The sequence below is a fragment of the Halobacillus halophilus genome (genome assembly GCF_020171985.1).
Lineage (GTDB): Bacteria > Bacillota > Bacilli > Bacillales > Halobacillaceae > Halobacillus > Halobacillus halophilus_A.
In genome coordinates, this window is the sequence record NZ_JAIVAL010000010.1 from 56,156 (window position 1) to 82,069 (window position 25,914).

Below are 25,914 nucleotides of genomic sequence, written 5' to 3' on the forward strand. Positions count from 1 at the left end.
GAATTGTTATGAAGAAAAATGAAAACAATCGAGTTCCTGAAGGAAAAGATAAGTATGAACTTGATGTCGATCGCATGATCAACGAAGGAATGGCCGGAGGAACTGTGAAACCCGTACATGGGCATGAACAACTTGGTGAAGCACACGAAATTCCAGAACAGCCCAAAAGAAATTCCCAGCACTAACGATTGGCAAAGATGAAAAAAGCCGGTGATGCTTCGTACATCTCCGGCTTTGTGTTATCGGCTTTTTACAATCATTTGTACAGCTTCATTAATTAAATCTTCTGCAGATTCGCCTTCTTCATGGGCTTCCCTGATGCAGCCTTCCAGGTTTTTGGCTACAATATATCCGATCGCACGATCCATAGCTGAACGGGCGGCTGATAGCTGAGTTATGACATCTTTACAGTCTTTATCTTCATCCATCATTTTTAATACGCCTCTGACTTGTCCTTCAATTCGCTTTAAACGGTTTTTTGTTTCCTGACCGTATAAATTACTGTCTTTCACTTGTTCCATAGAGGAACGACTCCCTTCTATACCTATAAATTAGGCCTATACCATAAACCCATCTGCGGGGTGCTGATTTTAAGTTTATTGTGCAATGTACTACTATAATAGTAAAGAATCTATAAAAAAGGAAGATATTCATGACCATAATTGCCGAGCTTAAAGCTATCTACCCTTCATTAATCATATCAGATCCTGAAGGAACCGACCATTCCGATGCCTACAATTGGTATTTAACCCCTTCAATGGACACTATTGGTATTTCAAAAGAAGAAACGGAGACACGAGATACCAAACTTCTTTCCGTTTTTCTCACTCCAGCACCGGTTGATCTTCCGGCAGAAACGGAACGGGAAACGGCCTGGAATGACTTTTTAAAAGGCAGCCAGGATCAACTGGCAATTCAGTGGCCAATTCAATATCGGTTTGTGTTCTTTTCAATAGCGAACCTTCCTGAAGATAAAGAATCCTTTCAAGAAGCGTTCCAATCCCTTTTCCCGAGAAAAATGCCAATTATATGGGAAAACAGTGGAGAAGGATTTATTATTGAAGAAATTCATGAAAAGAACCAGGAGCCCTTATCTTTCCAAGGGATTGTGGATGTACTAATGAGTGATTTTTACACCAATATCCAGTTCTATATCAGTGAATTCTCTCAGGATATCCCTTCTTCGCCATCCATCTATAAGTGGGCGGCCTACTGTCATACGATTGCCTTAAAATACCGGATTGATTCGGCCGTTACTTATAAGGAGGTTATGCCTTATTTGTTTATCGAAGCGATTCCCGAGCATCAGTGGGAGCATATTCATCGGTCTATCTTTCAGGATATTAAGAAAGATAAAGACCTATTGCAGACTATTAAAGTTTTTCTTCAATCCGGCTCCAATGCGACCCTGGCAGCTAAAAACCTTTACATGCACAGGAATAGTCTTCAATACCGGGTCGATAAATTTATTGAGAAAACAGGTATAGATGTGAAACAGTTTGAAGGAGCCATGATTACGTATCTCGCCTTGATCACTCTGGATCACTAACAAAGTGCACAAAGATCAATGACGAATCTTTGTGCACTTTGTCCATTTACCCATTTTTCAGAATTCGCTACACTGTAAACAGTAAAGAAAGCGATTTCAAAAAACACATTGGAGTGACTCATAATGGCAGAATTGAAACTCAATAATATCGAAAAAGTTTATGATAAGAATGTAAAAGCAGTTGAAGACTTTAATTTAGATATCAATGATAAAGAATTCGTCGTATTCGTAGGTCCATCTGGTTGCGGTAAATCTACAACGCTAAGAATGATTGCAGGACTTGAAGAAATAACCGGCGGCGACTTTCTGATTGATGATAAACGTATGAACGACGTAGCACCGAAAGACCGGGACATCGCGATGGTTTTCCAGAACTATGCTCTTTACCCTCACATGAACGTTTATGACAACATGGCTTTCGGATTGAAGCTTCGTAAAATGGACAAAAAAGAGATTGAGCAGCGTGTAAACAATGCAGCCAACATTCTTGGTCTGGAAGCTTTACTTGACCGTAAACCGAAAGCTCTCTCAGGTGGTCAGCGTCAGCGTGTTGCGCTTGGACGTGCCATCGTTCGTGATGCTAAGGTATTCCTGATGGACGAACCGCTTTCCAACCTGGATGCTAAACTTCGTGTACAAATGCGTGCGGAAATTCAAAAACTTCACCAGCGTCTGCAAACTACAACAATCTATGTAACACACGACCAGACAGAAGCGATGACAATGGCCACTCGACTTGTCGTTATGAAAGACGGCATCATTCAGCAAGTCGGTAAGCCAAAAGATGTTTATGACAAACCAGAGAATGTTTTTGTAGGCGGATTTATTGGTTCACCAGCCATGAACTTCCTGCAGGGTACCTTAGAAGAAGGTAAAGTTGACCTTGGTACCGTCAAGATTACGGTTCCAGAAGGAAAAATGAAGACGCTTCGTGAACAGAACTATGTAGGAAAAGAACTGATCCTTGGCGTTCGTCCAGAAGATATGCACGATGAGCCGGTATTCATTGATGCTAACCAGGACAAGAAGATTACAGCGCATATCGAAGTAGCTGAAATGATGGGATCTGAGTCTTACCTTTATTCTCGACTTAATGATCAGGAATTTATTGCTCGTGTAGACTCCCGTACAGATATTAACGGCGGTGAAGACATCGAGCTTGCAATTGATATGAACAAAGTTCACTTCTTCGATAAAGATTCTGAATTACGTATCCGCTAATAGCTATAGCGCAGCTCTTAAGAGCTGCGCTTCTTTTATGAACTTTGAACGTCTTGGAGGTCACACTTGCGGCATATAAACAAATGAATACATTCATCTGTTATTGAAGAATCTTCATCCCCGTCGACCAGATTTGTCCATTTTTGATCCAGGTACGGGCTATAATCATCCAGAAAATCAGTAATTCTACCCCGATCCTCCATCTTTCCGTTGCACTTAGGACATGTTTTTTCTGTCTTACCCCAGCCATTACAAATCCCGCATTCCTGCATATGATGCACTTCTTTCCGCAGTCATAAATTTGAATTTTCCCCACAAAATAAAGAGGAAGGGCGCACCCTTCCTCCTTCGTCACACATATTTATTTTTGTTGTTGTCCGTACTGCTGTCCACCGAACTGTTGTTCAGCCATTTGTACAAGACGCTTAGTGATTTCTCCACCTACAGAACCGTTAGCACGGGAAGTAGAATCAGCACCAAGCTGTACTCCGAATTCTTGAGCGATTTCGTATTTCATTTGGTCTAGAGCTTGTTGCACACCAGGTACTACTAACTCATTTGAACTGTTGTTGTTAGCCATGTTGTCTCACCTCCTGTGTAAAAGTAGTATGAGCCGGTATTGTATTTTTTATGTCAAAAAAATTACTGGAAATTAATGGAGGGTTTTCAACAGACTCATTCCATGGCTAACAACAATTAAATCTCTATGCGTTTGGCTTTGTCATTGCCTTTGGATCAACGTATTCATCAAACTGCTCAGCAGTTAAAATACCAGATTCCACGGCTGTTTCTTTTAATGTTTGATTTTTTTCAAAAGCCGTTTTAGCAATCTTGGCTGCATTCTCATATCCAATATGAGGATTAAGAGCGGTTACGAGCATAAGCGAATCGCGGAGATTCTTTTCAATTTGCTCGTGGTTCGGTTCAAGTCCGCGAACACAGCGCTCTTCAAATGACACCATACTGTCCGCAAGAAGCTGGGCGGATTGAAGGAAGTTATAAGCAATCACTGGTTTAAATACGTTCAGTTCAAAATTCCCCTGACTCGCTGCAAAACCAATGGTCGCATCATTTCCCATAATTTGTGCGGAAACCATAGTGACTGCTTCACTTTGAGTAGGATTAACTTTCCCTGGCATGATGGAACTTCCCGGTTCATTAGCTGGAATGGTAATTTCGCCAATCCCGCATCGAGGTCCACTCGCGAGCCAGCGAACATCATTCGCAATCTTCATTAGATCTGCAGCTAATGCTTTAAGCGCACCATGAGTATGCACAAGCTCATCGTGAGATGTGAGCGCGTGAAATTTATTCGGTGCTGAAACAAATTCTTTACCGGTAACTTCATTGATTTTGGCAACGACTTGCTCCGAGAAATCTTCATGAGCATTTAACCCTGTCCCAACGGCTGTACCGCCAATTGCAAGGTCTTTTACATACTTCGTACTATCTTTAATCATATTTTCAGTTTTATCTAACATACGATGCCAGCCGCTGATTTCCTGCCCTAGAGTAAGAGGCGTTGCGTCCTGCAGATGGGTACGTCCAATCTTTACAATCTCGTCAAACGCTTCCATTTTTTCTTTTAAGGTATCTTTTAGTTGAGTTAATGCAGGAAGAACCACATCCTCAAGTTTCTGAACAGCTCCTATGTGCATAGCTGTCGGGTAAGTATCGTTAGAACTTTGTGATTTATTCACATCATCATTCGGGTGCAGGCGCGTTTCGCTTTCCTGTTTTTTAAGCCATTCATTTCCTACATAAGCAATAACTTCGTTCACGTTCATATTAGATTGCGTGCCGCTTCCTGTCTGCCAAACGACAAGAGGAAAATGCTCTTCAAGATCACCGGAAATAATTTGATCCGCAGCGTGTTCAATAGCATCTGCTTTCTCTTCTTCCAATAATCCCAATTCAAAATTGGCTCTCGCAGCACTCTTTTTTAAAATCGCAAAGCCTTCGATAACTTCTTTTGGCATTTTTTCATTACCGATCGGAAAGTTCTGTTTACTTCGCTGGGTCTGCGCTCCCCAATATTTTTCACTCGGTACTTGTATCTCACCAATTGTATCTTTTTCTATACGGTAATCCATGATAAATCCTCCTTATTTTGTTCATCCGCTCCTCCATTATTGTATCAAGAATCTTTTGAACATTCATCTCAAGCTTAAATTTAAAAAAACAATTTTCGATAATTTATTATCAGATTATTTACAATTTTCAGTTTTTAGTGTATAGTGAGTTTTAATAAAAGAAAGGAGGCAGAAACAATCGTACTTAATACCACAAGGAAGGAGGTCCCCGGTAAAAAGCATTATTGTTTTTGCTCGATCTTTTCAAATGGTCCAGTTAGGTGGGAATAAAAAGAGTCTGTCTGTACAGGCTCTTTTTTAATGAATTCTTTTCAAATTCCTTTATAATAAAGTTTGGAGGTGAGAATCATGCCAAATATTTGGACACATATCTTATTTGTCGATCAATTATGCAACGAGCTGAATCGAAATGATCTTATTCAGACTTCCGGCCATTCTCTTCATTTAGGAGCACAGGGACCGGATCCGTTCTTTTACCATAATTTCCTGCCTTTTTCTCAAGACGAACACGTGGATGAAGTGGGGATGAGATTACATACCGAACAATGCGGCCCACTCTTAATAGACATGATTGAGCGGGGTGCTTATCATAAGAATCACCTTCAGGCCTTCATTCTTGGATTTGTAAGTCACCACATTCTTGACCGCCACACTCACCCTTATATCCATTACCATGCAGGTTATGAGTCCAATAAACATCAGGAGCTGGAAACCATCATTGACACGATTATGCTTGATCGCTTCCGTTCTATAAAAACTTGGAAGAATCCAGTTCACAAAGAAATAAAAAGCAGATCGCTGCCTTCTATTGCTCAACTGATGGACTTGCTCCTGGACACGCATTTCCCAGGCTTATCGGAAGACTATCCTGATAACTTTATTCACCAGTCCTACCGCCATATTCAGTTAGCACAGCGTGTGCTGTATGACCCCTGGAAATGGAAAAACAAATACTTCGGTTCCCTGGTCTCTTCTTTTTCTCATCAACCGGTTAACGATGACAAGGATTATCTCAATGAGCAAAAAAGCCGCTGGCACCACCCAGCGACTAATGAGCCTCATACGTCTTCTTTTCTTGACCATTATGAAGAGGCCCTCGCGGAAGGAAAACTTCTGTTCCAGCTCATTTTATCTTATTGGGAGGAACCCAGTAGAAGCCGCCTTGATGAAATAAAAGTCGTTCTGGGCAACCGCTCGTATGACACAGGAGCTCCTCTATCAGAAGGACTCGTCAACCGTTTCAGCAATCCCATCGTGTGAATTTTTGCAATACCTCCAAATGGATTTTTAGAGAAAAGCTCCCGATACTGGACGACTCAGTTTCGAGATAGTTGTGGCCGTTGCAAACAATTGTGGATGGCGGCTACGGAAACAACCCGTCTTGCTCTCTCACCCATACCCTGGAGACACAAGCCGCTCGTCACCGCCACGTCCTGTGGCAAAGTAGAACGCCCCTGCGTCGTGCAGACCCGTGAAAAGCTAGCCGTTCCCTGGAGCCCCTCTCTCCACCCCATACCTCGAAATCGAGTCTTACTCTATCCGTCGCGTTTGAATAACTTATTAAGAATGAAAAAAGAGAGGAATAGGCTCCTCTCTTACGTATGGATGACAGGCTTTTTATCAGGGTCGGTGTATTGACGGGCTTCTTTCATTCCTTTATCGATGTCCACCTTATACAATAAAAGGATACCGACTACAAAAAATACAATAAGTGATAAAATCCCGAGCCGGCTGGACCCTGTCAGTTGGCCGACAAGGGCAAATACGAAAGGCCCAAAAATAGCAGCGAATTTTGATGATATACCATAAAACCCAAAAAATTCTGCATGCCGGTCTCCAGGAACCATTCTCCCAAAGATCGAGCGGCTTAAAGACTGAGCTCCTCCCTGCACAAAACCTACACATACGGCCAGAATATAGAAGTGAAGAGCAGTCGTCATGAAATACCCAAGACCTACGATGGCAAGGTAGATAAATAAAGCCAGCATCAAAGCACGCTTCGCTGTAATCTTTTTCGCAAGCCAGCCAAAGAAAAAGGCAAAAGGAATACCCACAAACTGAGTAATCAAAAGGGCCGTGATAAGAGCCGTACTATCAATTCCTATATCTCTTCCATAAATCGTAGCCATCTTTATAATGGTGGAAATACCATCGTTATATAACCAGAAAGCAAAAAGAAATAATAACAGCTGTTTAAAATGCTTCAATTCTTTAAATGTTTTCCCTACTCGGTTAAAACCGATGGAAATATAAGAAGCCGTCCGTTTCTCATAGACCTTTTTTTCTTCTACGATATTTTTAAAAAGTGGGATGGAAAAAATCAGCCACCATACCCCTACAGACACAAAAGAAAGTTGTGTACCGGCCAAACTGTCCGGAAGTCCAAACCACTCATATTTCATAATCATCAGCAGGTTAACAGCGAGCAGCACGCCACCGCCTATATACCCAAAGGCAAATCCATAGGCCGAGACCTTATCAATCGTATTTTCATCTGACACTTCCGGCAAGAAAGCATCATAAAAAACGTTCCCTCCTGAAAAACCGATGGTTCCTATAATCAGCAGGAGAGAAGCTAATACATAATCCCCTTCACCTACAAAAGCTAGCAGTACACTCGCAATCATTCCCATAAAAGCGAAGAACATTAAAAATCGTTTTTTCGCCGCTGAATAGTCACTAATGGCCCCAAGAATGGGAGCGAGAATGGCCACGATTAGAACAGCAATAGATTGGGAATACCCCCAGTAACTCGTGGCAAGCGATTGATCTACCCCTTTGGCCGCTACATCATAATAAAAAACGGGAAGGACCGCAGCCATAACCGTTGTTGCGAAAGCAGAATTTCCAAAGTCGTAAAGCATCCAGCTCCATACAGGTTTCTTTTTCAACGAGGTACCCCCTGCCAATTTGTTATTTCATTAAGCTTAGCAGACTATTCCGTCAAACAGATGAATTTTATTCAACTTTTACAACATTTTTGAGGTGAGACTATGAGAATTGCTATTTTTGGTGCCACCGGCCGTGTTGGTCAGGAAGTGGTAAGATTAGCTTTAGCAGAAGGATACAAAATAAGTGCCCTGGTACGAGACGAATCCAAAGCAGAAGAGTTGATTCCCGGGGCTGATTTTATTTATGGGGATGCCACGAATCCCCAGGATATTAAGAAAACCTTGAGTGGTGCTGATCTTGTTTTCAGTGGTTTAAGCACGGACAAAACAGATACGCTTACGAAAGCCGTCCCGGAAATTATCCAGGGAATGAATGAAGCACAGATCAATCGAATTGTCACAATTGGTACTGCCGGCATCTTAGACAGTCGATATGAACCAGGTAAGTATCGCTTCCAGACCTCCGAATCCAAGCGGAAGAAAACGTTCGCAGCAGAAGAACATGCCAAAGTATATGAACAGTTTTTAAAAAGTAGTCTTAATTGGACTATCGTTTGTCCCACTTATTTGCCGGATGGGGATGCTGTCGGAGAAGTAAGGGCTGAGGCTGATCTTCTTCCCAAAGATGGAAAAAAAGTAACCGTTGGGGATACAGCATTATTTGCTTTTCATGAGTTACTACAAAATCAATATGTTCATCATCGCGTAGGGATTTGTTACTAATCCCTAACAAAATCCCCTTCCACACATGGAAGGGGAGCTTTTATGATTCAGAAGGATAATGCCCAAAGAACTCTTCAAGCGTTTCCTCTGCTTTATGAATCTCAGACGATATATCCTTTCCTACATATCTTAAGTGCCACGGTTCATAGGTGTAACCTGTAATGTCCTGTTTACCTTCAGGATAACGGATAATAAAGCCGTATTTGTGTGCGTGTTCGGCAAGCCACTCGCCTTCCTCAGTATCACGAAATGATTCGTCCAGCTTAAAAGACATTTTGGCAGAGGTAACATCCATAGCAAGACCTGTCTGGTGTTCACTCGTGCCTGGACGGGCGGAAAAAGTTTTAGCTTTCTCTTCCCCGTATTCTTCTATATATCCCTTAAACAGGTTCTTTTGACGTTCATAAGAACGATATCCAGAAGCGGCTACAATGTCCTGTCCCTCTTGATCGGCAGCCTTGAACAGCTTTTCAAGCGCACCTGCAGCTTCTTCACGCATCTGCTTCTTGGGGAGCTCTTCATCAAAATAAAAAGGTACATCTGGAACCGTTAAATCCGGAGGCGTGTAACCTTCAGGCAGCTTTCGGTTCTTATTAACAACTACCTGTATACTCTCTGGGTTCTCTACAATTACCAGACCTTCCTCACTGGTTTCATCAGGTTCTTGCTTATTCTGGGAGGATTCCCCGGTTTCTTTTTCCTGTGAGGAATCTGTCCCTGGTTCTTCCGTTTCAGATTTAAAAGCCGGTTTTTCCTTGGAATCTATTTCTTTATCACTCGCAGAAGCTGGTTCTGCCTGCTCATTCTCATCACTCGATGTTTCGGTAATCGAGCAAGCACTTAACAGAATGCTTAGAAGAGATACAGAAATGACTAATAATTGTTTCATCGACATTACCTACCTAAACCTTGATGATAGTTCCACTATAACACTTTTGATGTTTACCGTGTATATTCTCTGCGGTCATTAGGCGGCCTTTTCTTCACCTAACTCCTGGACTACTGTGTTATTCTTAATCAAACCCTACAGATGGATTGGACTGCGATTACTAAATCTAGCACCTGGAACTCATAACGTTATTTTGAAAAGGACCTGCTATGTGAAATAGACTTGGTTTTATGTTGTGATGCTCCATAAGTTATCCCTCCCGCACAGTAACTATCGACTTATAAATTATGTACTATTAACATCGGTACTAACCTTTAAATATTAACAATTACTGTAGGAAAACAAGTCAATAGCACAAAAAAAACCACTGCATGAGCAGTGGTCTGGTACTATCTATTTTATTCCCACGTATAAGGTGTATATTGTAAACTCAATCGTTCGAATTCTGCACGGTCGCCATTGTCAATCGCCTTATTAATTTCTTCATCTAAACGATCCTTATTAAACTCAAAACTCATTTGATCGAGGAACAACCGTGAAGCTAGTTGAATACCAAAGGACAATTCTCTTTTAGCCGTAATCTCTTTCCCTTTATAATCGGGGTCGCGACGTATAACATAGACCATTTTTTGCTTTCTCATGAGAATACCCCCTTCATGCTTTTTTTCATTATGCAGGATTTAAACTTATAACGCAATAAGTTTTCTGAATATTTAGTTATATATTTCCCTGTTTTAATGAATATCAAACCTATTGAGCCTTGTCATGAAAGGGTTTTTAATCTATTAAAATTTTTTAGATTTTTCAGAATTAAAAGGAGTAGTCAGAGGAAAAGGTACGTATGATAGCCATATTCTGGTTCTTTTAAGAGCAGGATTGTGTTATTCAAACTGAATTCCTGGACCGCTCCCCCACAGGAAAGTGTTCAAATGTGGCATCACCCTGAAAGACACGGCTTATGTCTCGAGTGTCTGGGTGATAGAACAAGACGAGTCATTTCCCCACAGCCCCTTCATAATTAACGTAACGGACCCAAATTATCTCGAAACGGAGTCTTACTGTAACCTGCCCTAGGGCGCAATAAGCCTTTTTAAAAATCAACAGTAAACTAAAGCAGAGCCTTTATTAAAAAAAACCCTCTATTTAAAGAGGGTTTTCGTAATTTTAGTTAACAAATTTGCTGGCTACATCAATTGTACGACGGGTTTGGTGGCGTACTGCTTCTTCAACATCTTCTTTCATGTTTCCTTCACCGTCCACACTTACACTTGTTCCGTAAGGGTTTCCGCCTGCTCCAAAGATCGCATTGTCACTGTATCCTGGTGCAGCAATAATCGCACCCCAATGGAACATCGTGGTATAAAAGTTGAGAAGTGTAGCTTCCTGACCACCATGAGGGTTTTGAGCGGATGTCATGGCACTGACAACTTTATTGACAAGTTTACCCTGGAACCATAGACCGCCTGCCTGATCCATGTATTGCTTTAATTGAGCAGGTACATTTCCAAACCGTGTCGGTGCACTGAAAATAATAGCATCTGCCCAGTCTAAATCATCAATTTTCGCTTCCGTTACTGTATCTTTAGTTGCTAAATAATGCTCTTTCCAGGATGGATTCTGTTCAATAGCTTCCATAGGTGCTGTTTCTGGGACACGTACAAGCTTCACTTCCGCTCCTGCTTCTTTAGCTGCATCTTCGGCCCATTGAGCCATTTGATAGTTGGTACCTGTAGAACTGTAGTAAATCACCGCTAATTTTACATTTGCCATGAGTATCTCTCCTTTGATTAGTTGCTCATTACCTATTTTCTTATGGTTTCCAATCGAACCGCTTGGATTCATTAAAATTATATACCCTGCCAGAATAAAACTCAAACTAAAGATTCTTTAATTCGAGATATTTTATATAGTCCTTACACTTGGTTAACATAAGCTTTAGATTTACTATACATAGCATTCGATTTTTTATTTTTGAATGAATGCAAACATCCTAGTCCTGACCAAGCAATCTGCGTATGGAAAGCTTTTTTTCTCTAGACTCATCAATCATGTATTTGGTAAGCTAAGTCAAGCTTTCAAAGAAGACACGGGGGTTACAAAAGATGAGCGAATATCAAAATATAAAAAAGGGAGAAAAAGGAGCCTGGATTAGTATCATCGTCTATTTAGTTCTGGCTGCAGCTAAACTTACGATTGCATCCATAGGTAATTCAGAAGCACTTAGAGCTGATGGTCTGAATAATACGACCGACGTTATTGCTTCTGTAGCTGTGCTGATTGGTCTTAAGATCTCCCGAAAGCCTCCTGATCAGGACCACCATTACGGGCATTTCAGAGCCGAGACGATTGCTTCCCTTGTCGCGGCATTTATTATGATGACCGTCGGGATTGAAGTGATCATCGGGACCATACAGGACATTATCAATCAAGAAGTCACTGAACCTCGATTACTCACAGCTTGGACAGCACTGACAGCAGCCGCCATTATGTATTTTGTGTACCGATACAATCTTAATCTTTCCAGGAAAATAGATAGTAACGCTTTATATGCTGCAGCACAGGATAACCGGTCTGATGCTTTGGTCAGTATAGGAGCTGCCATAGGTATATTTGGCGCTCAATTCGGGGCTTTTTGGCTTGACCCTTTAGCGGGACTAATCGTTGGTTTGATTATTTGCAAGACAGCCTGGGATATATTTAGAGACTCCACACACAGTTTAACGGACGGATTCGATGAGGAAGAAATTGAAAGCATACGAGAAACTATTTCAAAACATCCAGATGTGTGGGCCGTTAAAGATGTTAAAGCTCGGCTGCAGGGCAATCAGACACTTGTGGAAGCCACCATTCACGTAAATCCTCATATTACCATCGAACAAGGCCATACCATCACGGACGATGTGGAAAACACTTTAGAAAAAGAACACCGTATCCTTTATGCCCACATCCACATTGAGCCTTTTGAAAAAGATTAATACCTTAAACGAACAAAGCGGTCACGAAAATATCGTGACCGCTTTGTTTAATTAGCTGCCTCTTCAGCTAATTCTTCTATCGTTTTCCATCCATAAGCTGTTTCTTCATAGGTACCTTGCCCAATCGTTACTTTCTCAGCTTCTACCGGGTGAGCACCCAGTTTTATATAAAATTGGCTGGAAGGATTATGAGTTAACACCCATACTAGCAGTGATTTATAACCCGCTCCCTTCATTGCTCGTGCAAACGTTCGGATCAAGAGCGTTCCATAACCTTGGCCCTGATACTCATCGAGAAGGTAAATGGCATATATTTCACCATCATAGCCGTAGTTTCTGGTACGTTCTTTTCCGCCAGAGACAAACCCAACCACTTCCCGGTTATCATTTTCTATGACGTAGGCAATCTGCCCATTTACAGGTTTCCTTAATATGGTCTGCCAAAGAGCAATTCGATTTTCAACCGTTATATTACTTACATCCCTTTCATCGAGGAGATCTTTGTATGTAGATTTCCAGCTGGCTACATGGATATTCGCTACCGTTTCTGCGTCTTCTAAACGTGCCAATCTAAGCTCCGGCATAGGATCGTCTTCCCTTCTGCATATTCTCTATCCTTAATTGTAACATAATTCATTCTATTCTATAAAAAGAAATGGCGCCAGAGAGTGGCGCCATTATTATTAACATTGAAAATTTGAAATTAAACGGGTATCGAAGCCCGTGTAAACCCATTGACGTCTTCTCCGCTGCCATCGGTAACCAGCAACAGAAGTTCTCCCTATGAATGTTGGATAAAACCAGAAAGAGCGTCCATTTTCCAGTCTGACCCAAGTGTACCGATATAAACATCCATACAGCGATCCAGGATCTACAGCATACACGGAAGCCCCTTGTTGGGACGGAGGTGAAGAAGGAGGCGGCGGTAATTGTAAACCTCCCCCAGTTGGCGGACCCTGGGGCGGCTGGCCAGGACCTCCTCCGAATGGCGGACCTTGCGGCGGCTGACCAGGGCCTCCTCCAAATGGCGGGCCTTGAGGTGGGCCTCCAAATGGGCTGCCTGGTCCGAACTGCCCCCCCTGTCCCTGCCCGGGAATTCCAAAGTTTTGTCCAAATGGGAATCCTTGTTGTCTATCCATCACGATCAATCCCTTTCCGGAAGTATCCCTATACGATATGCACCGGATGGGCGGGCGTGATTATAATGTTAAAAGAAACACTGATGCGATGGCTCCAAGAACGACCAGAATAATATGAAGATCCAGCCACGCTAATAGCACAGCGGTTAAACCGGCAATTACCCCAATTTGAGGAGCTTCCGGCTTTACGCTTAGAATACCAGGAAAAATTAAAGCTCCAAGTGCTGCATAAGGAATAGCATTTAACCAACGGTCTACCCATTTTGGAAACGACACAATATCTACTATAAAGGCCGGCAGTACTCTGGGGATGGCCGTTACAAGAGCCATTCCGATAATCATCCAGATGATCATAGGTCTTCCTCCTCTTCGGATAAGATCCAGATGCCGCTGCATCCTCCGGCAACTGTACCAATAACAATAGCCCACCCCTGACTGAAGCCGATTTGCTGGGCCAGATAATTAATAATCATAGCTAAAACAGCAACTACCGCAATTCGATAATGTTTTTTCACAGAGGGAACTAACAAACCTATGAACATAGCATAAAGTGCGACCCCCATGCTTTCGCTCAATCTTTGAGGCATAATATCTCCAAGAACGCCTCCGAGGTAGGATCCTCCTACCCAGGAAACATAAGCAGTTAAAATAAGAGCTGAGAAAAAGTAAGCTCCATAATCCTGCTTTGCTTCTCTGCGATAAAGAGAGGATACAGTAAACGTTTCATCTGTAAGACCGAGAGTCATCGGAAGCTTCGCTCTGAACGCGATCTTTTTCAACCGATTCACAAAAGAGAAACTCATCACAAAATGTCTAAAGTTCAATACAAATGTTGCTATTACTATTTCAAAAGCCCCTGTACCGGCGGCCAGCATTCCGACCGCTAAAAATTGAGCAGCACCCGCAAAAACGAGGAGACTCATGAGCGTCAGTTCTGAGTTACTCATACCCGATTGACTGGCAAGAACCCCATAGGTAAGAGCAATTGGCAAATAGCCGAGCATGATCGGAGAACCAGCGATCATCCCCCTTCGAATCATATGTATGCGGCCTGCTGTTCCAGACTGTTTAACAGCTTGGGACTGCATTTACTTCCCTCCCTCTCAACCAAATTTCCACTATTATACACAATGAATCCATGAGATTGGAAGATTTTAAACCTTATTAATTCATTATAAAAACCTTATTCAACAATAGGGCCGGATTGTGTAAGACTCGATTTCGAGATATTAGGTTAGAGTGAAGGTCCTGCGGGGGACGATTCCGCTTTCCGGCCCTGCACGACGCAGGGTCGTTCGACGTTGCCACAGGACGTGGCGGTCTTAGTCGAACTTCTTATATGTGGTAAGCTTCCTCAGGCTTCGCCTTCCGGGATCTTACCGATCATGTTCATCCCACAGGAGTCTTCATCGTCCCCCTCCGGACCTTGCCAGATCAGAAACTCGAAATCACTCTGAATCTTACCTGCTTCGTTATCATGATATCAGGGAACTATTTCCTAATTTCTCCTTCCTTACAGTGGAAAACGTTGATATAAAGGCGTTTATTGCAAATGAGTTATGAACAATTCCTCTTTTTCAAAAGGTCCGTTTTTCTTCCTATCGTTGGGTTGGTGGGGAAATGGCGAGACTCCCATGGGAGAAGGAACTAGGTGAGATCCCGCAGGGAGTGAAACGAGCGAGGAAGCTCACCGTTCCCCCATAGGAAAGCGAGTTATTTCCCAACCAGCCCATCTCCATTTAACGTAAAGGACCCAATTTATCTCGGAACTGAGTCTTTCGCTAACGGGAGCTTTTCTTTAATAAGCACCTGGGCAATTATTAAGACACCATTACTTACTGGAAATAACTAACGCAATGTGAGGGTGAATTGATTTTCTAAAACTGATTGACAATTTTCTTCACTTCTTTTACGATAATAGAACTAATACACTTCATCACTTAAAAGCGTTCAAGTAAAAAACAATCCGTATCATGAATTCCGAAGTAAAAGATAGAAGGACAGCAATCAGAGACTGAATGACAGGTGGAAATTCAGGTCTTACTATTTTTGAATTACAGAATTCTTTACCAGTGATACACCAGACGAGTGGGTATGTATGTCTTACCAACGAGGGTGGTACCGCGGAGCGAAGGCTTCGTCCCTGTAATTTTGGGATGAAGTCTTTTTATTTTGTATTCATACAAGTTTCGTTAATTCTTAAAAAACAAGTTATCATTCAAAACCTTCTGATATCCCCTGGCAGAAGAACCACCTTTCTATAGGCGAAAGGTGAATATTCGATAACTAACACTGAGAATGAACAGATCTTAACTATTCGAGGAGGAATTACTATGCTTCACCTACAGCCTAAAAAACTGCCAGGAGTGGTAGAATCAAGTTTAATCCTATTATTAGTCATTGGAATCATCAGTTATTTTATCATTGAAATTCAAACCGTTCCGCATATCCCTATTCTAATTGGAATTCTTCTTATGGTTACGTACGGAATGTTAAAGAAAGTAAGTTTTCAGGAACTACAGCATGGAATGGTGCAGGGGGCCCAGACCGGAATGGGGGCTGTGCTGTTATTTTTCTTAATTGGGATACTCATTGCAAGCTGGATGGCCAGCGGCACGATTCCCGTATTGATGGATACAGCTTTTTACTTAGCAGGCGGGCCATGGTTTTTGGCTATTGCTTTTGCTGTGACAGCCATTGTCGGAGTTGCTCTTGGCAGTTCGTTCACAACAGCAGCTACCGTCGGGGTCGCTTTTATTGGCGCCGCACAGACCATGGACCTTCCCCTGGCCATGACCGCTGGTGCGGTTGTTTCAGGTGCCTTCTTTGGTGACAAAATGTCGCCCTTGTCTGATACGACCAATCTCGCCTCCACTGTAGTCAAAGTGGATTTGTTTGATCATATTAAAAATATGAGCTGGACCACAATTCCTGCCTTTATCCTGTCAGCACTTGCATTTATCCTTCTCTCTCCTGGTCAGCAGGTCTCACCGGAACAATTAGCCGGTTTTCAAAATGGTTTAGCGGAAGCAGGAGTCATTCACTGGAGTTCCTGGCTCCCTTTATTGGTTCTTGTAGTGATGGCTGTTTCAAAGCGTCCAGCCTTTATTTCCCTTGCGGTAAGCAGTTTAGTTGCTATTCTGTTAGCGGGTTTCAGAGGAGTTATGGAATGGTCTGCACTCTGGAGCACGTGGTTTAACGGATACACAGCGGACACCAGCAATGATGCTGTGAATAATTTGCTAACTCGCGGAGGCATGAACGACATGCTGTTTACAATTGCGCTCGTCATTTTAGCTCTTGCTCTAGGTGGACTGTTTTTCAAAACTGGAGTTATTCCTTCAATATTAGCTCGTGTTCAATCCGGGTTAAAATCGGCACGTTCTGCTACACTTTCCACCGCCTTAACGGCGATCGGCATTAATCTGGCGATCGGGGAACAGTACCTTTCCATTTTGCTTACAGGAGAAGCTTACCAGGATATTTATGAAAAAGCCGGCTTAGCTCGTAAAAATTTATCCAGGACTCTGGAAGATGCAGGAACGGTAATTAATCCGTTGGTGCCATGGAGCGTTTGTGGTGTATTTCTATCTGACGTACTTGGTGTTCCTGTCCTTGAGTACCTTCCATTCGCTTTTTTCTGCCTGCTTTGTCCAGTGTTAACCATTATTTTTGGTTTTACCGGCAAAACACTGACTACACAAGCCGCAGAAAAGCAGAAAGCAACGAGCTAATCCTACAACTTAGTGTATAGAACCTTTGTCTCCAACCAAACTATAAAAAAAGAGGTGGAGACGTGGATAAATACGGACATCAAGATGAAATGGACAATGGATGGCATATGGATCAGGCAGTTGCGGAAGAAACGCTTCCAGACGTCGCTTTCTATCGAACTTTAATTGTTAACGTGATCTTTATCGGGGCAGAGGGTGCAAGAGAATGGGTCCTTGTCGACTGCGGCATAGGACATTATGCTAAACGTATTATAGAAGCCGCCCAAAAACGCTACGGCTCTACGCCCCCGCAGGCTATCATATTGACCCACGGTCACTTTGACCATGTAGGCTCAGCGAAAAAATTAGCCGACCACTGGAACGTCCCAATTTACGTTCACCCGCAAGAAATGGATTATGTAACTGGAAAGAGGGACTACCCAGTGGGGGATGCTACGGTTGGCGGAGGCTTATTTTCAATTTTATCTCCGTTCTTTCCAACAGATCCCGTAGACTTGAGTCAATATATTTATCCTCTTCCCAAAGACGGTTCTATCCCCTTCTTACAGGGATGGCGCACCATTCATACACCAGGGCATACCCCGGGACATGTTGCTTTATTCAGGGATGAGGACCGAACACTTATTTCAGGCGATGCTTTTATTACAGTAAAGCAGGAATCAAGCATGGCCGTTTTCATCCAGCATCAGCACGTACATGGACCGCCAGCTTATTTCACTCATAACTGGGAAGAAGCTGAAAGGTCCGTTAAAAAGCTTTCCGCTCTGCAGCCGCGAGTTGCTATTACAGGTCACGGACTGCCTATGGACGGTGAACTTTTAGCCGATCAGCTGGATCACCTGGCTGAAAACTTTAAAGAACTTGCCGTTCCTAAGCATAAAAATAAGCTTCACTAATGTGTAAGGCAGCCTTTGGCTGCCTTACTTTTCGCTTAAAACAGCTATTAACTTTTTCAATCCTTCCAGCAGCCTTGGACTAGGCCGGCAAAAGAAGGATTCTTCAAGTACGTGTATACGATCTTCCTGAACTGCCTTCATTTCAGACCAGCCTGGACGTTTCCGTACCAGGTCTGGATTCATTTTCTCTTCCTTCACCCCGACCCATACCATACAAATGTGATCCGGGTTCCTAAGTTTCACATTTTCCCAGTCCGTCTGAACACTTGCTTCTGATTCTGTATCGAAGATGTTACGTGCTCCGGCCAATTCACTAATCTCAGTTAACCAGTTGGCTTTACCGGGAGTGAAGATGGGCTTGGGCCACCATTCCCAGTACAGAGAAGGTTGATCGCCACGGGTGAGCGCTCCCTGTCTGCACGCCTCAATCTCATTTAAGAATGTTTCTGCTTTTTCTTCTCCAAGCTCTTTCATCCCGAGCTTATCTCCAACTACCTTTAAATCGTCTGCGATCTCTTTCAAACTGTTCGGATCTAAAATAATATAAGGTAGCTCTCTCTCTTTTAACCCTTCTATATTCTTCTCCATTCCTGGAACAGATAGAGAAGCAAGGACCAGATCCGGTTTCAGCTGCTCGACGGCATCCATATCTATGGAGAGGTCAGGACCAAGTTTTGGAAGATCCTTCACCTCCTCAGGATAATCAGAATAATTGTCGACACCAACCAACAGAGCCGTTTGACCGAGATAGGCTACAAGTTCAGTGTTACTGGGGCATATCGACACAATCCTCACAATTCCACCTCTTTTTTCAGAATCCTCTGATGTTTCATTTTCTTTTATTATAGCTTATATTTAAGGTAATGAAAAAAGGAAGAAAGGGATGATCCCGATGACTGCCACACTACTGGATACTTCCAAAGGAATTGTTGAATATACATATAAAGGCACAGGTCCTGCTGTGCTTCTATTAAAAGGAGGCCATTCCACCAGAGAGACTGATTTGTCCCACAGCAGCCTTATTTATGAGGGCTTCTCTCTTCTGACCGTCTCCCGTCCCGGCTACGACTATACTGAAGTTTCGACCGGCAAAAGCCCAGAGATTTTCGCCGAAACGATCATCGAAATACTCGATCATTTAAATATTGAAACAGTCAAAGTTATTGCTATCTCAGCAGCTGGTCCTACAGGTATTGCTTTAGCGGTGAACCATCCGTCACGGGTATCTAAATTAATCATGGAAGCTGCTCTTACTTCACCATGGGAAGAGGCTGTGAAGCAAAAAGCCAGAGTTCTATTTGGTCCAGCCGAACGGATGGTGTGGGGTAGTTTGAAAACCATGCTTAAATTCTTCCCGGACCTTATTATGAAACAATTGATTTCAGAAATGACGACAGAAGATCCTGAAGAATACTTAGAACGCCTGTCCCCTAATGATCGCAGGTTTATCTATGAGATGCTAGCAACCTCCCAGTCAGGAAAAGGGTTCAGTCTTGATATTGACCATTCCGTAACCACGGATATATCCAGGATTCAGGTTCCTGTACTGGGGATGTATTCCCAAAAAGATAAAAGTGTCCCTTATACCCATGCTCTCCTATTAAAGTCCAGGGCCCCAGATTGTGAAATCTTTGAAGTAGATGCAGACAGCCATTTGATTTGGATTGGTAAAAATGCGCAGCAGGTTTGGAACAAGCGTCTCGAGTTTCTATCACGATAAATTAAACTGAGGAGGATCATCGTGGATGATTTAAAAATTAAACAAATGCTGGACCGCTTCCTGTTTTTTTATGATAAAGCCTCCCTTGAAAATGCTGACCCTGAGCGCCGTTATGAATTATGGAAGGAACATTACGGATTTACTTTTGTCCCTCCCGGCTACGAGAAAGATCAATTCGAAAAAGAAATGCTGAACTATGCCTGGGATAAATACTCTCTCGTCTATGATAGAATCAAATACTTTGAAATGGATGAAGTGAACTTACAGGAATTAGTCACTCCTGTTAAACAAGCTCTACAATATGATGAGCCTATTTCACTGACTCTGTTGTTTTTCGTAGGAACGTTTGAAACAGAACCATTCATTCTGGAACAAGATCATGAATATACGCTTTGTTTTCCTATTGAAACAGATTGGAATGAGTTCAAGCTGCTTCAGGAAATTGTCCGCGTCGTCCATTGCTGCAAATCGGGTCTCGCGCCAAGCCAGACTCGTACCCTTGCCCAATTAATCTTTCAGGAAGGCATTGCCTTGCATACAGCCCGGCAGCTCATGAATAAACAGGCAAATGTAAAAACAGAACTCCTGTGGAGCCGTGAAAAATGCAGCAGGGAGCCAAATCGCATTATGATTAATATCATCCCTCATTTAAGTCGGACAGACTATGAAGCCCTTTTTTCCTTCACAAAAGGAACAGGCGCTTCTGGATATGAAAAAGAAGCGAACTTTACGGGCTGGATCGTCGTAAAGCATCTCCTGGATAACGGCCGATCAGTTGGAGATTTAGCTTCCGTGCCTAAAGAAGACGTAGATACTTTCGTGGAGCGATCCCTTTTTTCCTTACTGAACCATGCCTATACCATTCAGCCTCAGGAGTAAACGGGGGTGTCAGGAGAAAGTTTTTTCCTGAAAAGCTTTCTTTCTTAATGGGCTTCTGCTATACTATGGTTAATTATTGTTGTTCGATCAGATTCATGCAAGAGAAGATGTTTCAAAGATGTCGTCTTGATTGAACTTGAAGGGCAAGAATAGTAATACAATGTGGAATATTTCCACACAGGAGGTTTTTGTACATGGTTGAAGGTACAGTAAAATGGTTTAATGCAGAAAAAGGTTTTGGATTTATCGAAGTAGAAGGCCAAGACGACGTCTTCGTTCACTTCTCTGCTATTCAAGAAGAAGGTTTCAAATCTCTAGAAGAAGGTCAAGTTGTAACTTTCGAAATCGAAGAAGGACAACGCGGACCACAAGCTTCTAACGTTCGTAAATAAATACCTAAAAAAGACTCCCCTAACAGGGAGTCTTTTTATTATGCTTAAATTCCATTCCATCTCATTGTTGATTTAACAGGTAAGCTCCCGTTACGTGAAGACTTGTTTTCGAGATATTTGTTGAGCAGAAGGTCCTCAGTGGGACGATTTCGCTTTCCGGCCCTGAAGCCCCTTTTCCATACAATATCTCGCAACTGAATTTTACAGTAACCGGGCCTTTAGCGTAATAAGCCCTTTTATGTTTATTAATAAGACTTCTTCATCTTGGTTCACTATTCCTACAGCATATAGATCACTAATAAAAAATGGCAGGAGCTGGTTACCCAGCTCCTGCCTGCAAATATTTATTCTTCTTCCTGCTGCGTTAGAATCACTGGGCCGTCTTTTGTGATCGCTACCGTATGTTCATACTGTGCAGATAATGAACCATCTACTGTACGAGCGGTCCAGTTATTATCATCCATCTTCGTGCTCCAGCCCCCGATGTTAATCATCGGTTCAATCGTAATGACCATGCCCTCTTTCAAACGAGCACCTTTTCCAGCATTACCGAAATGCGGAATATAAGGATCTTCATGAATGCCTTCACCGATCCCGTGACCTGTGAAGTCGCGGACAACAGAGTAGCCTTCCCCTTCCGCATAAGATTGGATCGCATGACCGATATCACCGATCCGATTCCCAGGTATAGCCTGCTCAATACCTTTATAAAGAGACGTTTTTGTGACATCCATCAGCTTACTCGCTTCTTCACTAACATTTCCTACCGCATGCGTCCAGGCAGAGTCAGCTAGCGCCCCGTTGAGATTTACTACCATATCCACGGTAACGATATCTCCTTCAGCGAGTTTCTCATGGCGAGGGAAGCCGTGACAGACTTCATCATTAATGGAGGCACAAGTATTAAACTCATAACCCTGATAGCCTTTTTGTTCTCCGGTCGCTCCATGTTTGGTTAAATAACGTTCCACAAAATTCTCAATCTCCATGGTGGTCACACCCGGCTTGATAAATGTTCTTAACTCTTTATGAACGTTTGCCAGGAGCTTGCCGGCTTCCTGCATTAATTCAATTTCTCGTTTACTTTTACGTTTAATCATACACCCATTCCTTCCTTATCTCTCTAACGTTTAACTAAGCATCCTATAGTATAATATCGAAAAAATTCCTGTTCGACCACCCCTGGGACTTACTCAATTGCTTTTATCGTTTTAGCAGGGTTTCCTCCAATAAAAACGTTTGAAGGAACGTCTCTTGTGACGACTGCTCCAGCACCAACAATGACATTATCCCCTATAGTCACGCCAGGATTGATCACGGCACTTCCTCCAATCCAAACGTCGTCGCCTATCGTTATGGGTTTTCCCGCTTCCAATCCGCTTGCTCTTGTTTCACGGTCCATTGGATGAGTAGCGGTATAAAGCTGCACATTCGGACCAATAAGTACCCTTTTTCCGATTCGGATAGGACAGACATCCAAAAAAACGCAATTGAAATTGGCGAAAAATCCTTCTCCTACATGAATATTGTATCCGTAATCGCAAAAGAACGGAGGCTCAAGTCCGTATTCTCCTTCCAGAGTACCAAATAGGTCTTCTATCAATTGCTTCCGGTAATGCATTTCTGCGTCTTTCGTTTGATTGAGAGAATAAACAATCTGCCTGGCTCTTGCCCTTTCGTGAACCAATTCCTCGTCCCAGGATTTATAAAGTTCGCCGGCCAGCATTTTTTCCTTTTCTGTCATACACTCACCTTCTTATTATATGTTGAACATCTTCCTTTACTTTACCACAATTTTTAACTAGACTTGGAACAACCGAAGGAGGGATCTGCTATGCAGGTGAGAGAACTAAATGGAAAAGATGCAGAAGACTATTATGAACTGCGGTTAGAAGCATTATTAACAAACCCGGATGCTTTTATTACTACATATGAACAGGAAAAACAAAGACCCGATCCTCTTGTTAAAACAGCGGAACGGCTGGACAGCCCTTCCTCCCGTACTTTTGGATTGTTTGAAGACAGCACACTATGCGGAACGGCTACTCTGGTTAAAGAAAGCCACCCTAAGTTTTCTCACAAAGGGAGTATTGTAGCTATGTACGTAAGTCCAGGGTGCCGCCGGAAAGGCGGAGCTGCCCTCCTCTTACAGGAAGTTATTAATTTTTCGAAGGCAATTGAGTTAGAAGTGCTCCACTTAAATGTAGTTACGGACAATACTCCTGCTAAAAAGCTCTATGAGAAAGTTGGATTTCAATCCTACGGTGTAGAGCGAAAAGCTATTAAAATAGCTGATCGCTACCTGGACGAAGAACTGATGGAACTATTCTTAACGGAGTGAAACCTATCGTCCATCCATATCGTACTTAAAAAGCAGATTATTTAGTAAAGGGTGGACCGTATGATTGAATTAAAGAGCATTTCGAAAAGCTTTACCGGCAAGCATGCTGTTAAAAACCTGAACTTAACGATACCTGACGGAAAAATCTTCGGCTTCCTGGGACCAAATGGTGCAGGTAAATCGACTACTATTAAGATGATGACAGGAATCCTGCCTATAGATGAAGGATCAATTACGATCAATGGTGTGGATATTACTGATTATCCCATGGAGGCCAAACATCTTTTTGGATACGTACCTGACCGCTCAGACATCTTCCTCCGTTTGAAAGGGATTGAATACTTAAATTTTATTGCAGACGTCTTTCAAGTATCAATAGAAGAGCGAAAAGAAAAAATCGAATACCTTACTAAGAGCTTTGGTATATATGAAGCGCTTGATGATCATATCCAGACATACTCCCATGGAATGCGGCAAAAAATTGTTGTAAGTGGTGTACTGCTCCATGATCCAGATGTATGGATTTTAGATGAACCCTTATCCGGCCTCGATCCTAAGTCTTCTCATACCTTAAAAGAAATGATGAGAGAACATGCCGACAGAGGGAAAATCGTCTTTTTCTCCACACACGTACTGGAAGTAGTCGAACAGTTATGTGATGAAGTAGCGATTATTAATCATGGACATGTACAATTTCAAGGAAACATGACAGAAATGAAGCAGCAGTTTCAAGATGATGATAACCTGGAACGACTATTCCTGGAGTTAACAGAAAATGAGTAACGCATGGAAATTAATGAAAATCATGGTGAAAATGCAGCTCTCCTGGGCTGGTAAAAGCAGTTCGGAAAAGGTCGGTTATGTAATTATGGCCTTTGCGCTTATTCCCTTTGGTGCCTTAATCTTATTTTCTTTAAACAATTTAATCGGAAATCTTTACAATGCCCTGGAACCAACTGGAAACGAAAGCGTCATTCTCGCTTTATTTTTTATTCTTATGTTTGTAATTTTTATTGTGACCAGCATTGGAACGGTGTTAAGCTCCTTTTATTTTGCAGAGGATGTAGAATCATTTATTGCTCTTCCCTTTCATCCTTATCAGATTGTACTTGGAAAATCTGCCGTACCCTTTTTGTCTCTATACGGCTTGAATGCTTTAATCTTACTGCCGGTTCTATTGTTTTACGGATTACACAGCAGTGCTGGACTGCTTTATTATTTGTTCGCTATTTTGCTATGGGCTGTTACACCAGTGATTCCATTTGTGCTGCTTTCGATTGTGCTAATGTTTCTCATGCGCTTTGCCAACATTTCCAAGAATAAAGACCGGACCAAAATCATTGTCGGCATGTTCGGCTTCATATTTGCCATTGGAATTAATGTGGTGATTCGGTTAGACAGTGGAGGAGACGGTAGTGGAACCGCCGATTTAATCAGGGAACAAAATGGATTGCTTGAACTGGTTACAGGTTTCTTTCCAACCGCTTATTTTAGTTCGATCGCTCTGACACAGCCAGCTTCTGTAACCGGCGTTCTCTATCTAATGCTGATGCTTGGATTAACGATAGGTTTTGCCATTTTATTTCTAACCGTCGGTCAGAAGATTTATTTCAAAGGCGTGCTTGGATTATCGGGAGGAACACGTGGCCGTTTTAATGAGAGTAAGGTACAAAAGACGATTAAGCGAAAACCGATTATTTATAGTCTATGGCTGAAAGAGATGAGAATCATTTTCCGCACCCCTGCCTTCTTCACACAAATCGTGGTACAGAGTCTGTTTTTCCCTGTCTTTCTGCTTGTCATCTTATTTATGGAATCGAACACTTCCCTGGCAAGCCTCGGTTCTTTACTCACCCAGTTGGAAGGAAAGAAACTGGTGCTAGGTCTGTTTGGTTTTACTTTGCTGTCTGTCGGGATGACCCCTGCCTCGTTTTCCTCGATCTCAAGAGATGGAAAAAGCTGGTTCAACCATTTACATCTGCCGATAGCGCCGCAAACCGTTCTGAGAAGTAAAATTATAACGGCTTTTACGTTAAACCTTCTCACTATTGCTATTCTCAGCTTCGCAGCCTTATTTCTAGTGCAGGTTTCCTTTAAGATTTGGCTCATATGGCTCCTTCTTGCGCTAGTTACCAATTGGGTTACCAGTATAGGAGGGCTCATCATTGATCTTTACAGTCCTAAGCTGGACTGGACTGATGAGCGTGAAGTCTTTAAAGGACGTTTTATTGGACTCGCCATGCTCGCAATTGAAGCAACAGTCTTCGGTACCCTTATTTTAATCCTTTGGAATGTAAGTGCGGTCAACGGAATTTGGGTAACAGCGGCTGTTCTGCTTACCTTTCTGATTATTCTGGCTGCCGCATGTCATGCGGGTTTGAAACGGCTTAGTGATAAGCGGTATTATTCTATCCACTGACCAATCTAAAAAAGACTTCGACCCGCATATCAGGTCGAAGTCTTTTTCATACA

General features: G+C 42.5%; 29 protein-coding genes. 14 read left to right on the forward strand and 15 right to left on the reverse strand.

Annotated features, from left to right (window positions below):
• Window positions 1-8 precede the first annotated feature (8 nt).
• A complete protein-coding gene (locus LCM11_RS15415; protein WP_224895169.1) occupies window positions 9-185 on the forward strand; it encodes a hypothetical protein in 177 nt (58 codons plus the stop codon).
• A 54-nt stretch (window positions 186-239) separates the two neighbouring features.
• Here LCM11_RS15415 and LCM11_RS15420 read toward each other — a convergent pair whose 3' ends face one another.
• A complete protein-coding gene (locus tag LCM11_RS15420; RefSeq protein ID WP_041601223.1) occupies window positions 240-521 on the reverse strand; it encodes a metal-sensitive transcriptional regulator in 282 nt (93 codons plus the stop codon).
• 131 nt (window positions 522-652) lie between these two features.
• On the opposite strand from LCM11_RS15420, the gene LCM11_RS15425 reads away from it, so the two are divergent.
• Window positions 653-1,549: a PucR family transcriptional regulator gene (locus LCM11_RS15425; RefSeq protein WP_224895170.1), complete on the forward strand. Its 897-nt coding sequence runs from the start codon at window positions 653-655 to the stop codon at window positions 1,547-1,549.
• A gap of 123 nt (window positions 1,550-1,672) precedes the next feature.
• Entirely contained in the window at window positions 1,673-2,770 is a 1,098-nt protein-coding gene (locus LCM11_RS15430; RefSeq protein ID WP_224895172.1) for an ABC transporter ATP-binding protein, read from the forward strand.
• Window positions 2,771-2,870: 100 nt separating this feature from the next.
• Here LCM11_RS15430 and LCM11_RS15435 read toward each other — a convergent pair whose 3' ends face one another.
• From LCM11_RS15435 to fumC, 3 genes are all read right to left on the reverse strand, one after another.
• Window positions 2,871-3,020 carry a hypothetical protein gene (locus tag LCM11_RS15435; RefSeq protein ID WP_224895173.1) on the reverse strand — a complete coding sequence of 50 codons (150 nt, stop codon included), beginning with the start codon at window positions 3,018-3,020 and terminating at the stop codon, window positions 2,871-2,873.
• 111 nt (window positions 3,021-3,131) lie between these two features.
• A complete protein-coding gene (locus LCM11_RS15440) occupies window positions 3,132-3,350 on the reverse strand; it encodes an alpha/beta-type small acid-soluble spore protein (protein WP_014642441.1) in 219 nt (72 codons plus the stop codon).
• A gap of 124 nt (window positions 3,351-3,474) precedes the next feature.
• Entirely contained in the window at window positions 3,475-4,863 is a 1,389-nt protein-coding gene (gene fumC / locus LCM11_RS15445) for a class II fumarate hydratase (protein ID WP_224895175.1), read from the reverse strand.
• Between the two features lie 348 nt (window positions 4,864-5,211).
• Here fumC and LCM11_RS15450 point away from each other — a divergent pair, with 348 nt between their 5' ends.
• Window positions 5,212-6,123 (forward strand): zinc dependent phospholipase C family protein, encoded by a 912-nt coding sequence (locus LCM11_RS15450; protein WP_224895176.1) that lies wholly within the window; start codon window positions 5,212-5,214, stop codon window positions 6,121-6,123.
• A 335-nt stretch (window positions 6,124-6,458) separates the two neighbouring features.
• Here LCM11_RS15450 and LCM11_RS15455 read toward each other — a convergent pair whose 3' ends face one another.
• Window positions 6,459-7,754, reverse strand: coding sequence for an MFS transporter (locus tag LCM11_RS15455; RefSeq protein ID WP_224895177.1), 1,296 nt, complete (start codon window positions 7,752-7,754; stop codon window positions 6,459-6,461).
• A gap of 102 nt (window positions 7,755-7,856) precedes the next feature.
• Between LCM11_RS15455 and LCM11_RS15460 the strand changes: the two genes are divergently transcribed.
• Window positions 7,857-8,477 (forward strand): NAD(P)-dependent oxidoreductase, encoded by a 621-nt coding sequence (locus tag LCM11_RS15460; protein WP_224895178.1) that lies wholly within the window; start codon window positions 7,857-7,859, stop codon window positions 8,475-8,477.
• A 40-nt stretch (window positions 8,478-8,517) separates the two neighbouring features.
• Here LCM11_RS15460 and LCM11_RS15465 read toward each other — a convergent pair whose 3' ends face one another.
• The 3 genes from LCM11_RS15465 to wrbA all read right to left on the reverse strand — a co-directional run bounded on the left by LCM11_RS15465 (window position 8,518) and on the right by wrbA (window position 11,136).
• Window positions 8,518-9,366 (reverse strand): D-alanyl-D-alanine carboxypeptidase family protein, encoded by an 849-nt coding sequence (locus LCM11_RS15465; RefSeq protein ID WP_224895179.1) that lies wholly within the window; start codon window positions 9,364-9,366, stop codon window positions 8,518-8,520.
• Window positions 9,367-9,764: 398 nt separating this feature from the next.
• Window positions 9,765-10,007, reverse strand: coding sequence for an IDEAL domain-containing protein (locus LCM11_RS15470; protein WP_224895180.1), 243 nt, complete (start codon window positions 10,005-10,007; stop codon window positions 9,765-9,767).
• Between the two features lie 523 nt (window positions 10,008-10,530).
• A complete protein-coding gene (wrbA, locus tag LCM11_RS15475; RefSeq protein ID WP_224895181.1) occupies window positions 10,531-11,136 on the reverse strand; it encodes an NAD(P)H:quinone oxidoreductase in 606 nt (201 codons plus the stop codon).
• Between the two features lie 332 nt (window positions 11,137-11,468).
• Here wrbA and LCM11_RS15480 point away from each other — a divergent pair, with 332 nt between their 5' ends.
• On the forward strand, window positions 11,469-12,341 hold the full coding sequence (locus LCM11_RS15480) for a cation diffusion facilitator family transporter (RefSeq protein ID WP_224895182.1): 873 nt from the start codon (window positions 11,469-11,471) through the stop codon (window positions 12,339-12,341).
• A gap of 47 nt (window positions 12,342-12,388) precedes the next feature.
• On the opposite strand, the gene LCM11_RS15485 is transcribed toward LCM11_RS15480, so the two are convergent.
• The 4 genes from LCM11_RS15485 to LCM11_RS15500 all read right to left on the reverse strand — a co-directional run bounded on the left by LCM11_RS15485 (window position 12,389) and on the right by LCM11_RS15500 (window position 14,568).
• Window positions 12,389-12,925, reverse strand: coding sequence for a GNAT family N-acetyltransferase (locus LCM11_RS15485; RefSeq protein WP_224895183.1), 537 nt, complete (start codon window positions 12,923-12,925; stop codon window positions 12,389-12,391).
• Window positions 12,926-13,024: 99 nt separating this feature from the next.
• Entirely contained in the window at window positions 13,025-13,480 is a 456-nt protein-coding gene (locus tag LCM11_RS15490; protein WP_224895184.1) for a hypothetical protein, read from the reverse strand.
• A gap of 60 nt (window positions 13,481-13,540) precedes the next feature.
• The gene (locus LCM11_RS15495) at window positions 13,541-13,834 is read right to left on the reverse strand and encodes an AzlD domain-containing protein (protein ID WP_224895186.1); all 294 of its coding nucleotides are present in this window, start codon (window positions 13,832-13,834) and stop codon (window positions 13,541-13,543) included.
• Window positions 13,831-14,568 carry an AzlC family ABC transporter permease gene (locus tag LCM11_RS15500; RefSeq protein WP_224895187.1) on the reverse strand — a complete coding sequence of 246 codons (738 nt, stop codon included), beginning with the start codon at window positions 14,566-14,568 and terminating at the stop codon, window positions 13,831-13,833. The genes LCM11_RS15495 and LCM11_RS15500 overlap by 4 nt, the downstream gene beginning before the upstream one ends.
• Before the next feature lie 1,245 nt (window positions 14,569-15,813).
• On the opposite strand from LCM11_RS15500, the gene nhaC reads away from it, so the two are divergent.
• Both nhaC and LCM11_RS15510 read left to right on the forward strand, forming a co-directional pair.
• Window positions 15,814-17,214 (forward strand): Na+/H+ antiporter NhaC, encoded by a 1,401-nt coding sequence (gene nhaC, locus LCM11_RS15505; RefSeq protein WP_224895188.1) that lies wholly within the window; start codon window positions 15,814-15,816, stop codon window positions 17,212-17,214.
• A gap of 89 nt (window positions 17,215-17,303) precedes the next feature.
• Window positions 17,304-18,110, forward strand: coding sequence for an MBL fold metallo-hydrolase (locus LCM11_RS15510; protein WP_263622616.1), 807 nt, complete (start codon window positions 17,304-17,306; stop codon window positions 18,108-18,110).
• A gap of 24 nt (window positions 18,111-18,134) precedes the next feature.
• Here LCM11_RS15510 and LCM11_RS15515 read toward each other — a convergent pair whose 3' ends face one another.
• Window positions 18,135-18,905, reverse strand: coding sequence for a cobalamin-binding protein (locus LCM11_RS15515; protein WP_224895191.1), 771 nt, complete (start codon window positions 18,903-18,905; stop codon window positions 18,135-18,137).
• A 97-nt stretch (window positions 18,906-19,002) separates the two neighbouring features.
• On the opposite strand from LCM11_RS15515, the gene LCM11_RS15520 reads away from it, so the two are divergent.
• The 3 genes from LCM11_RS15520 to LCM11_RS15530 all read left to right on the forward strand — a co-directional run bounded on the left by LCM11_RS15520 (window position 19,003) and on the right by LCM11_RS15530 (window position 21,101).
• Window positions 19,003-19,830, forward strand: a complete 828-nt coding sequence (locus LCM11_RS15520; protein WP_224895193.1) for an alpha/beta fold hydrolase — start codon at window positions 19,003-19,005, stop codon at window positions 19,828-19,830.
• A 21-nt stretch (window positions 19,831-19,851) separates the two neighbouring features.
• Window positions 19,852-20,709, forward strand: a complete 858-nt coding sequence (locus tag LCM11_RS15525) for a hypothetical protein (RefSeq protein ID WP_224895195.1) — start codon at window positions 19,852-19,854, stop codon at window positions 20,707-20,709.
• A gap of 194 nt (window positions 20,710-20,903) precedes the next feature.
• The gene (locus tag LCM11_RS15530) at window positions 20,904-21,101 is read left to right on the forward strand and encodes a cold-shock protein (protein WP_014642423.1); all 198 of its coding nucleotides are present in this window, start codon (window positions 20,904-20,906) and stop codon (window positions 21,099-21,101) included.
• A 344-nt stretch (window positions 21,102-21,445) separates the two neighbouring features.
• On the opposite strand, the gene map is transcribed toward LCM11_RS15530, so the two are convergent.
• Together map and LCM11_RS15540 are read right to left on the reverse strand one after the other, a co-directional pair.
• A complete protein-coding gene (gene map / locus LCM11_RS15535; protein ID WP_014642422.1) occupies window positions 21,446-22,201 on the reverse strand; it encodes a type I methionyl aminopeptidase in 756 nt (251 codons plus the stop codon).
• Between the two features lie 89 nt (window positions 22,202-22,290).
• On the reverse strand, window positions 22,291-22,845 hold the full coding sequence (locus LCM11_RS15540; RefSeq protein WP_224895197.1) for a sugar O-acetyltransferase: 555 nt from the start codon (window positions 22,843-22,845) through the stop codon (window positions 22,291-22,293).
• 90 nt (window positions 22,846-22,935) lie between these two features.
• Here LCM11_RS15540 and LCM11_RS15545 point away from each other — a divergent pair, with 90 nt between their 5' ends.
• From LCM11_RS15545 to LCM11_RS15555, 3 genes are read left to right on the forward strand one after another with little or no spacing between them, the layout of a single operon-like run.
• Window positions 22,936-23,442: a GNAT family N-acetyltransferase gene (locus LCM11_RS15545; RefSeq protein ID WP_224895199.1), complete on the forward strand. Its 507-nt coding sequence runs from the start codon at window positions 22,936-22,938 to the stop codon at window positions 23,440-23,442.
• A gap of 60 nt (window positions 23,443-23,502) precedes the next feature.
• Window positions 23,503-24,225, forward strand: coding sequence for an ABC transporter ATP-binding protein (locus LCM11_RS15550; protein ID WP_224895200.1), 723 nt, complete (start codon window positions 23,503-23,505; stop codon window positions 24,223-24,225).
• A complete protein-coding gene (locus LCM11_RS15555; protein ID WP_224895202.1) occupies window positions 24,218-25,861 on the forward strand; it encodes a putative ABC transporter permease subunit in 1,644 nt (547 codons plus the stop codon). Before LCM11_RS15550 ends, LCM11_RS15555 begins: the two co-directional genes overlap by 8 nt.
• Window positions 25,862-25,914: the final 53 nt, after the last annotated feature.

Coding starts and splice junctions, on each gene's coding strand:
- LCM11_RS15415 (WP_224895169.1), top strand. CDS start 9: ATGAAGAAAAATGAAAACAATCGAGTTCCTGAAGGAAAAGATAAGTAT.
- LCM11_RS15420 (WP_041601223.1), bottom strand. CDS start 521: ATGGAACAAGTGAAAGACAGTAATTTATACGGTCAGGAAACAAAAAAC.
- LCM11_RS15425 (WP_224895170.1), top strand. CDS start 653: ATGACCATAATTGCCGAGCTTAAAGCTATCTACCCTTCATTAATCATA.
- LCM11_RS15430 (WP_224895172.1), top strand. CDS start 1,673: ATGGCAGAATTGAAACTCAATAATATCGAAAAAGTTTATGATAAGAAT.
- LCM11_RS15435 (WP_224895173.1), bottom strand. CDS start 3,020: ATGGCTGGGGTAAGACAGAAAAAACATGTCCTAAGTGCAACGGAAAGA.
- LCM11_RS15440 (WP_014642441.1), bottom strand. CDS start 3,350: ATGGCTAACAACAACAGTTCAAATGAGTTAGTAGTACCTGGTGTGCAA.
- fumC (WP_224895175.1), bottom strand. CDS start 4,863: ATGGATTACCGTATAGAAAAAGATACAATTGGTGAGATACAAGTACCG.
- LCM11_RS15450 (WP_224895176.1), top strand. CDS start 5,212: ATGCCAAATATTTGGACACATATCTTATTTGTCGATCAATTATGCAAC.
- LCM11_RS15460 (WP_224895178.1), top strand. CDS start 7,857: ATGAGAATTGCTATTTTTGGTGCCACCGGCCGTGTTGGTCAGGAAGTG.
- LCM11_RS15465 (WP_224895179.1), bottom strand. CDS start 9,366: ATGAAACAATTATTAGTCATTTCTGTATCTCTTCTAAGCATTCTGTTA.
- LCM11_RS15470 (WP_224895180.1), bottom strand. CDS start 10,007: ATGAGAAAGCAAAAAATGGTCTATGTTATACGTCGCGACCCCGATTAT.
- wrbA (WP_224895181.1), bottom strand. CDS start 11,136: ATGGCAAATGTAAAATTAGCGGTGATTTACTACAGTTCTACAGGTACC.
- LCM11_RS15480 (WP_224895182.1), top strand. CDS start 11,469: ATGAGCGAATATCAAAATATAAAAAAGGGAGAAAAAGGAGCCTGGATT.
- LCM11_RS15485 (WP_224895183.1), bottom strand. CDS start 12,925: ATGCCGGAGCTTAGATTGGCACGTTTAGAAGACGCAGAAACGGTAGCG.
- LCM11_RS15490 (WP_224895184.1), bottom strand. CDS start 13,480: ATGGATAGACAACAAGGATTCCCATTTGGACAAAACTTTGGAATTCCC.
- LCM11_RS15495 (WP_224895186.1), bottom strand. CDS start 13,834: ATGATCATCTGGATGATTATCGGAATGGCTCTTGTAACGGCCATCCCC.
- LCM11_RS15500 (WP_224895187.1), bottom strand. CDS start 14,568: ATGCAGTCCCAAGCTGTTAAACAGTCTGGAACAGCAGGCCGCATACAT.
- nhaC (WP_224895188.1), top strand. CDS start 15,814: ATGCTTCACCTACAGCCTAAAAAACTGCCAGGAGTGGTAGAATCAAGT.
- LCM11_RS15510 (WP_263622616.1), top strand. CDS start 17,304: ATGGACAATGGATGGCATATGGATCAGGCAGTTGCGGAAGAAACGCTT.
- LCM11_RS15520 (WP_224895193.1), top strand. CDS start 19,003: ATGACTGCCACACTACTGGATACTTCCAAAGGAATTGTTGAATATACA.
- LCM11_RS15530 (WP_014642423.1), top strand. CDS start 20,904: ATGGTTGAAGGTACAGTAAAATGGTTTAATGCAGAAAAAGGTTTTGGA.
- map (WP_014642422.1), bottom strand. CDS start 22,201: ATGATTAAACGTAAAAGTAAACGAGAAATTGAATTAATGCAGGAAGCC.
- LCM11_RS15540 (WP_224895197.1), bottom strand. CDS start 22,845: ATGACAGAAAAGGAAAAAATGCTGGCCGGCGAACTTTATAAATCCTGG.
- LCM11_RS15545 (WP_224895199.1), top strand. CDS start 22,936: ATGCAGGTGAGAGAACTAAATGGAAAAGATGCAGAAGACTATTATGAA.
- LCM11_RS15550 (WP_224895200.1), top strand. CDS start 23,503: ATGATTGAATTAAAGAGCATTTCGAAAAGCTTTACCGGCAAGCATGCT.
- LCM11_RS15555 (WP_224895202.1), top strand. CDS start 24,218: ATGAGTAACGCATGGAAATTAATGAAAATCATGGTGAAAATGCAGCTC.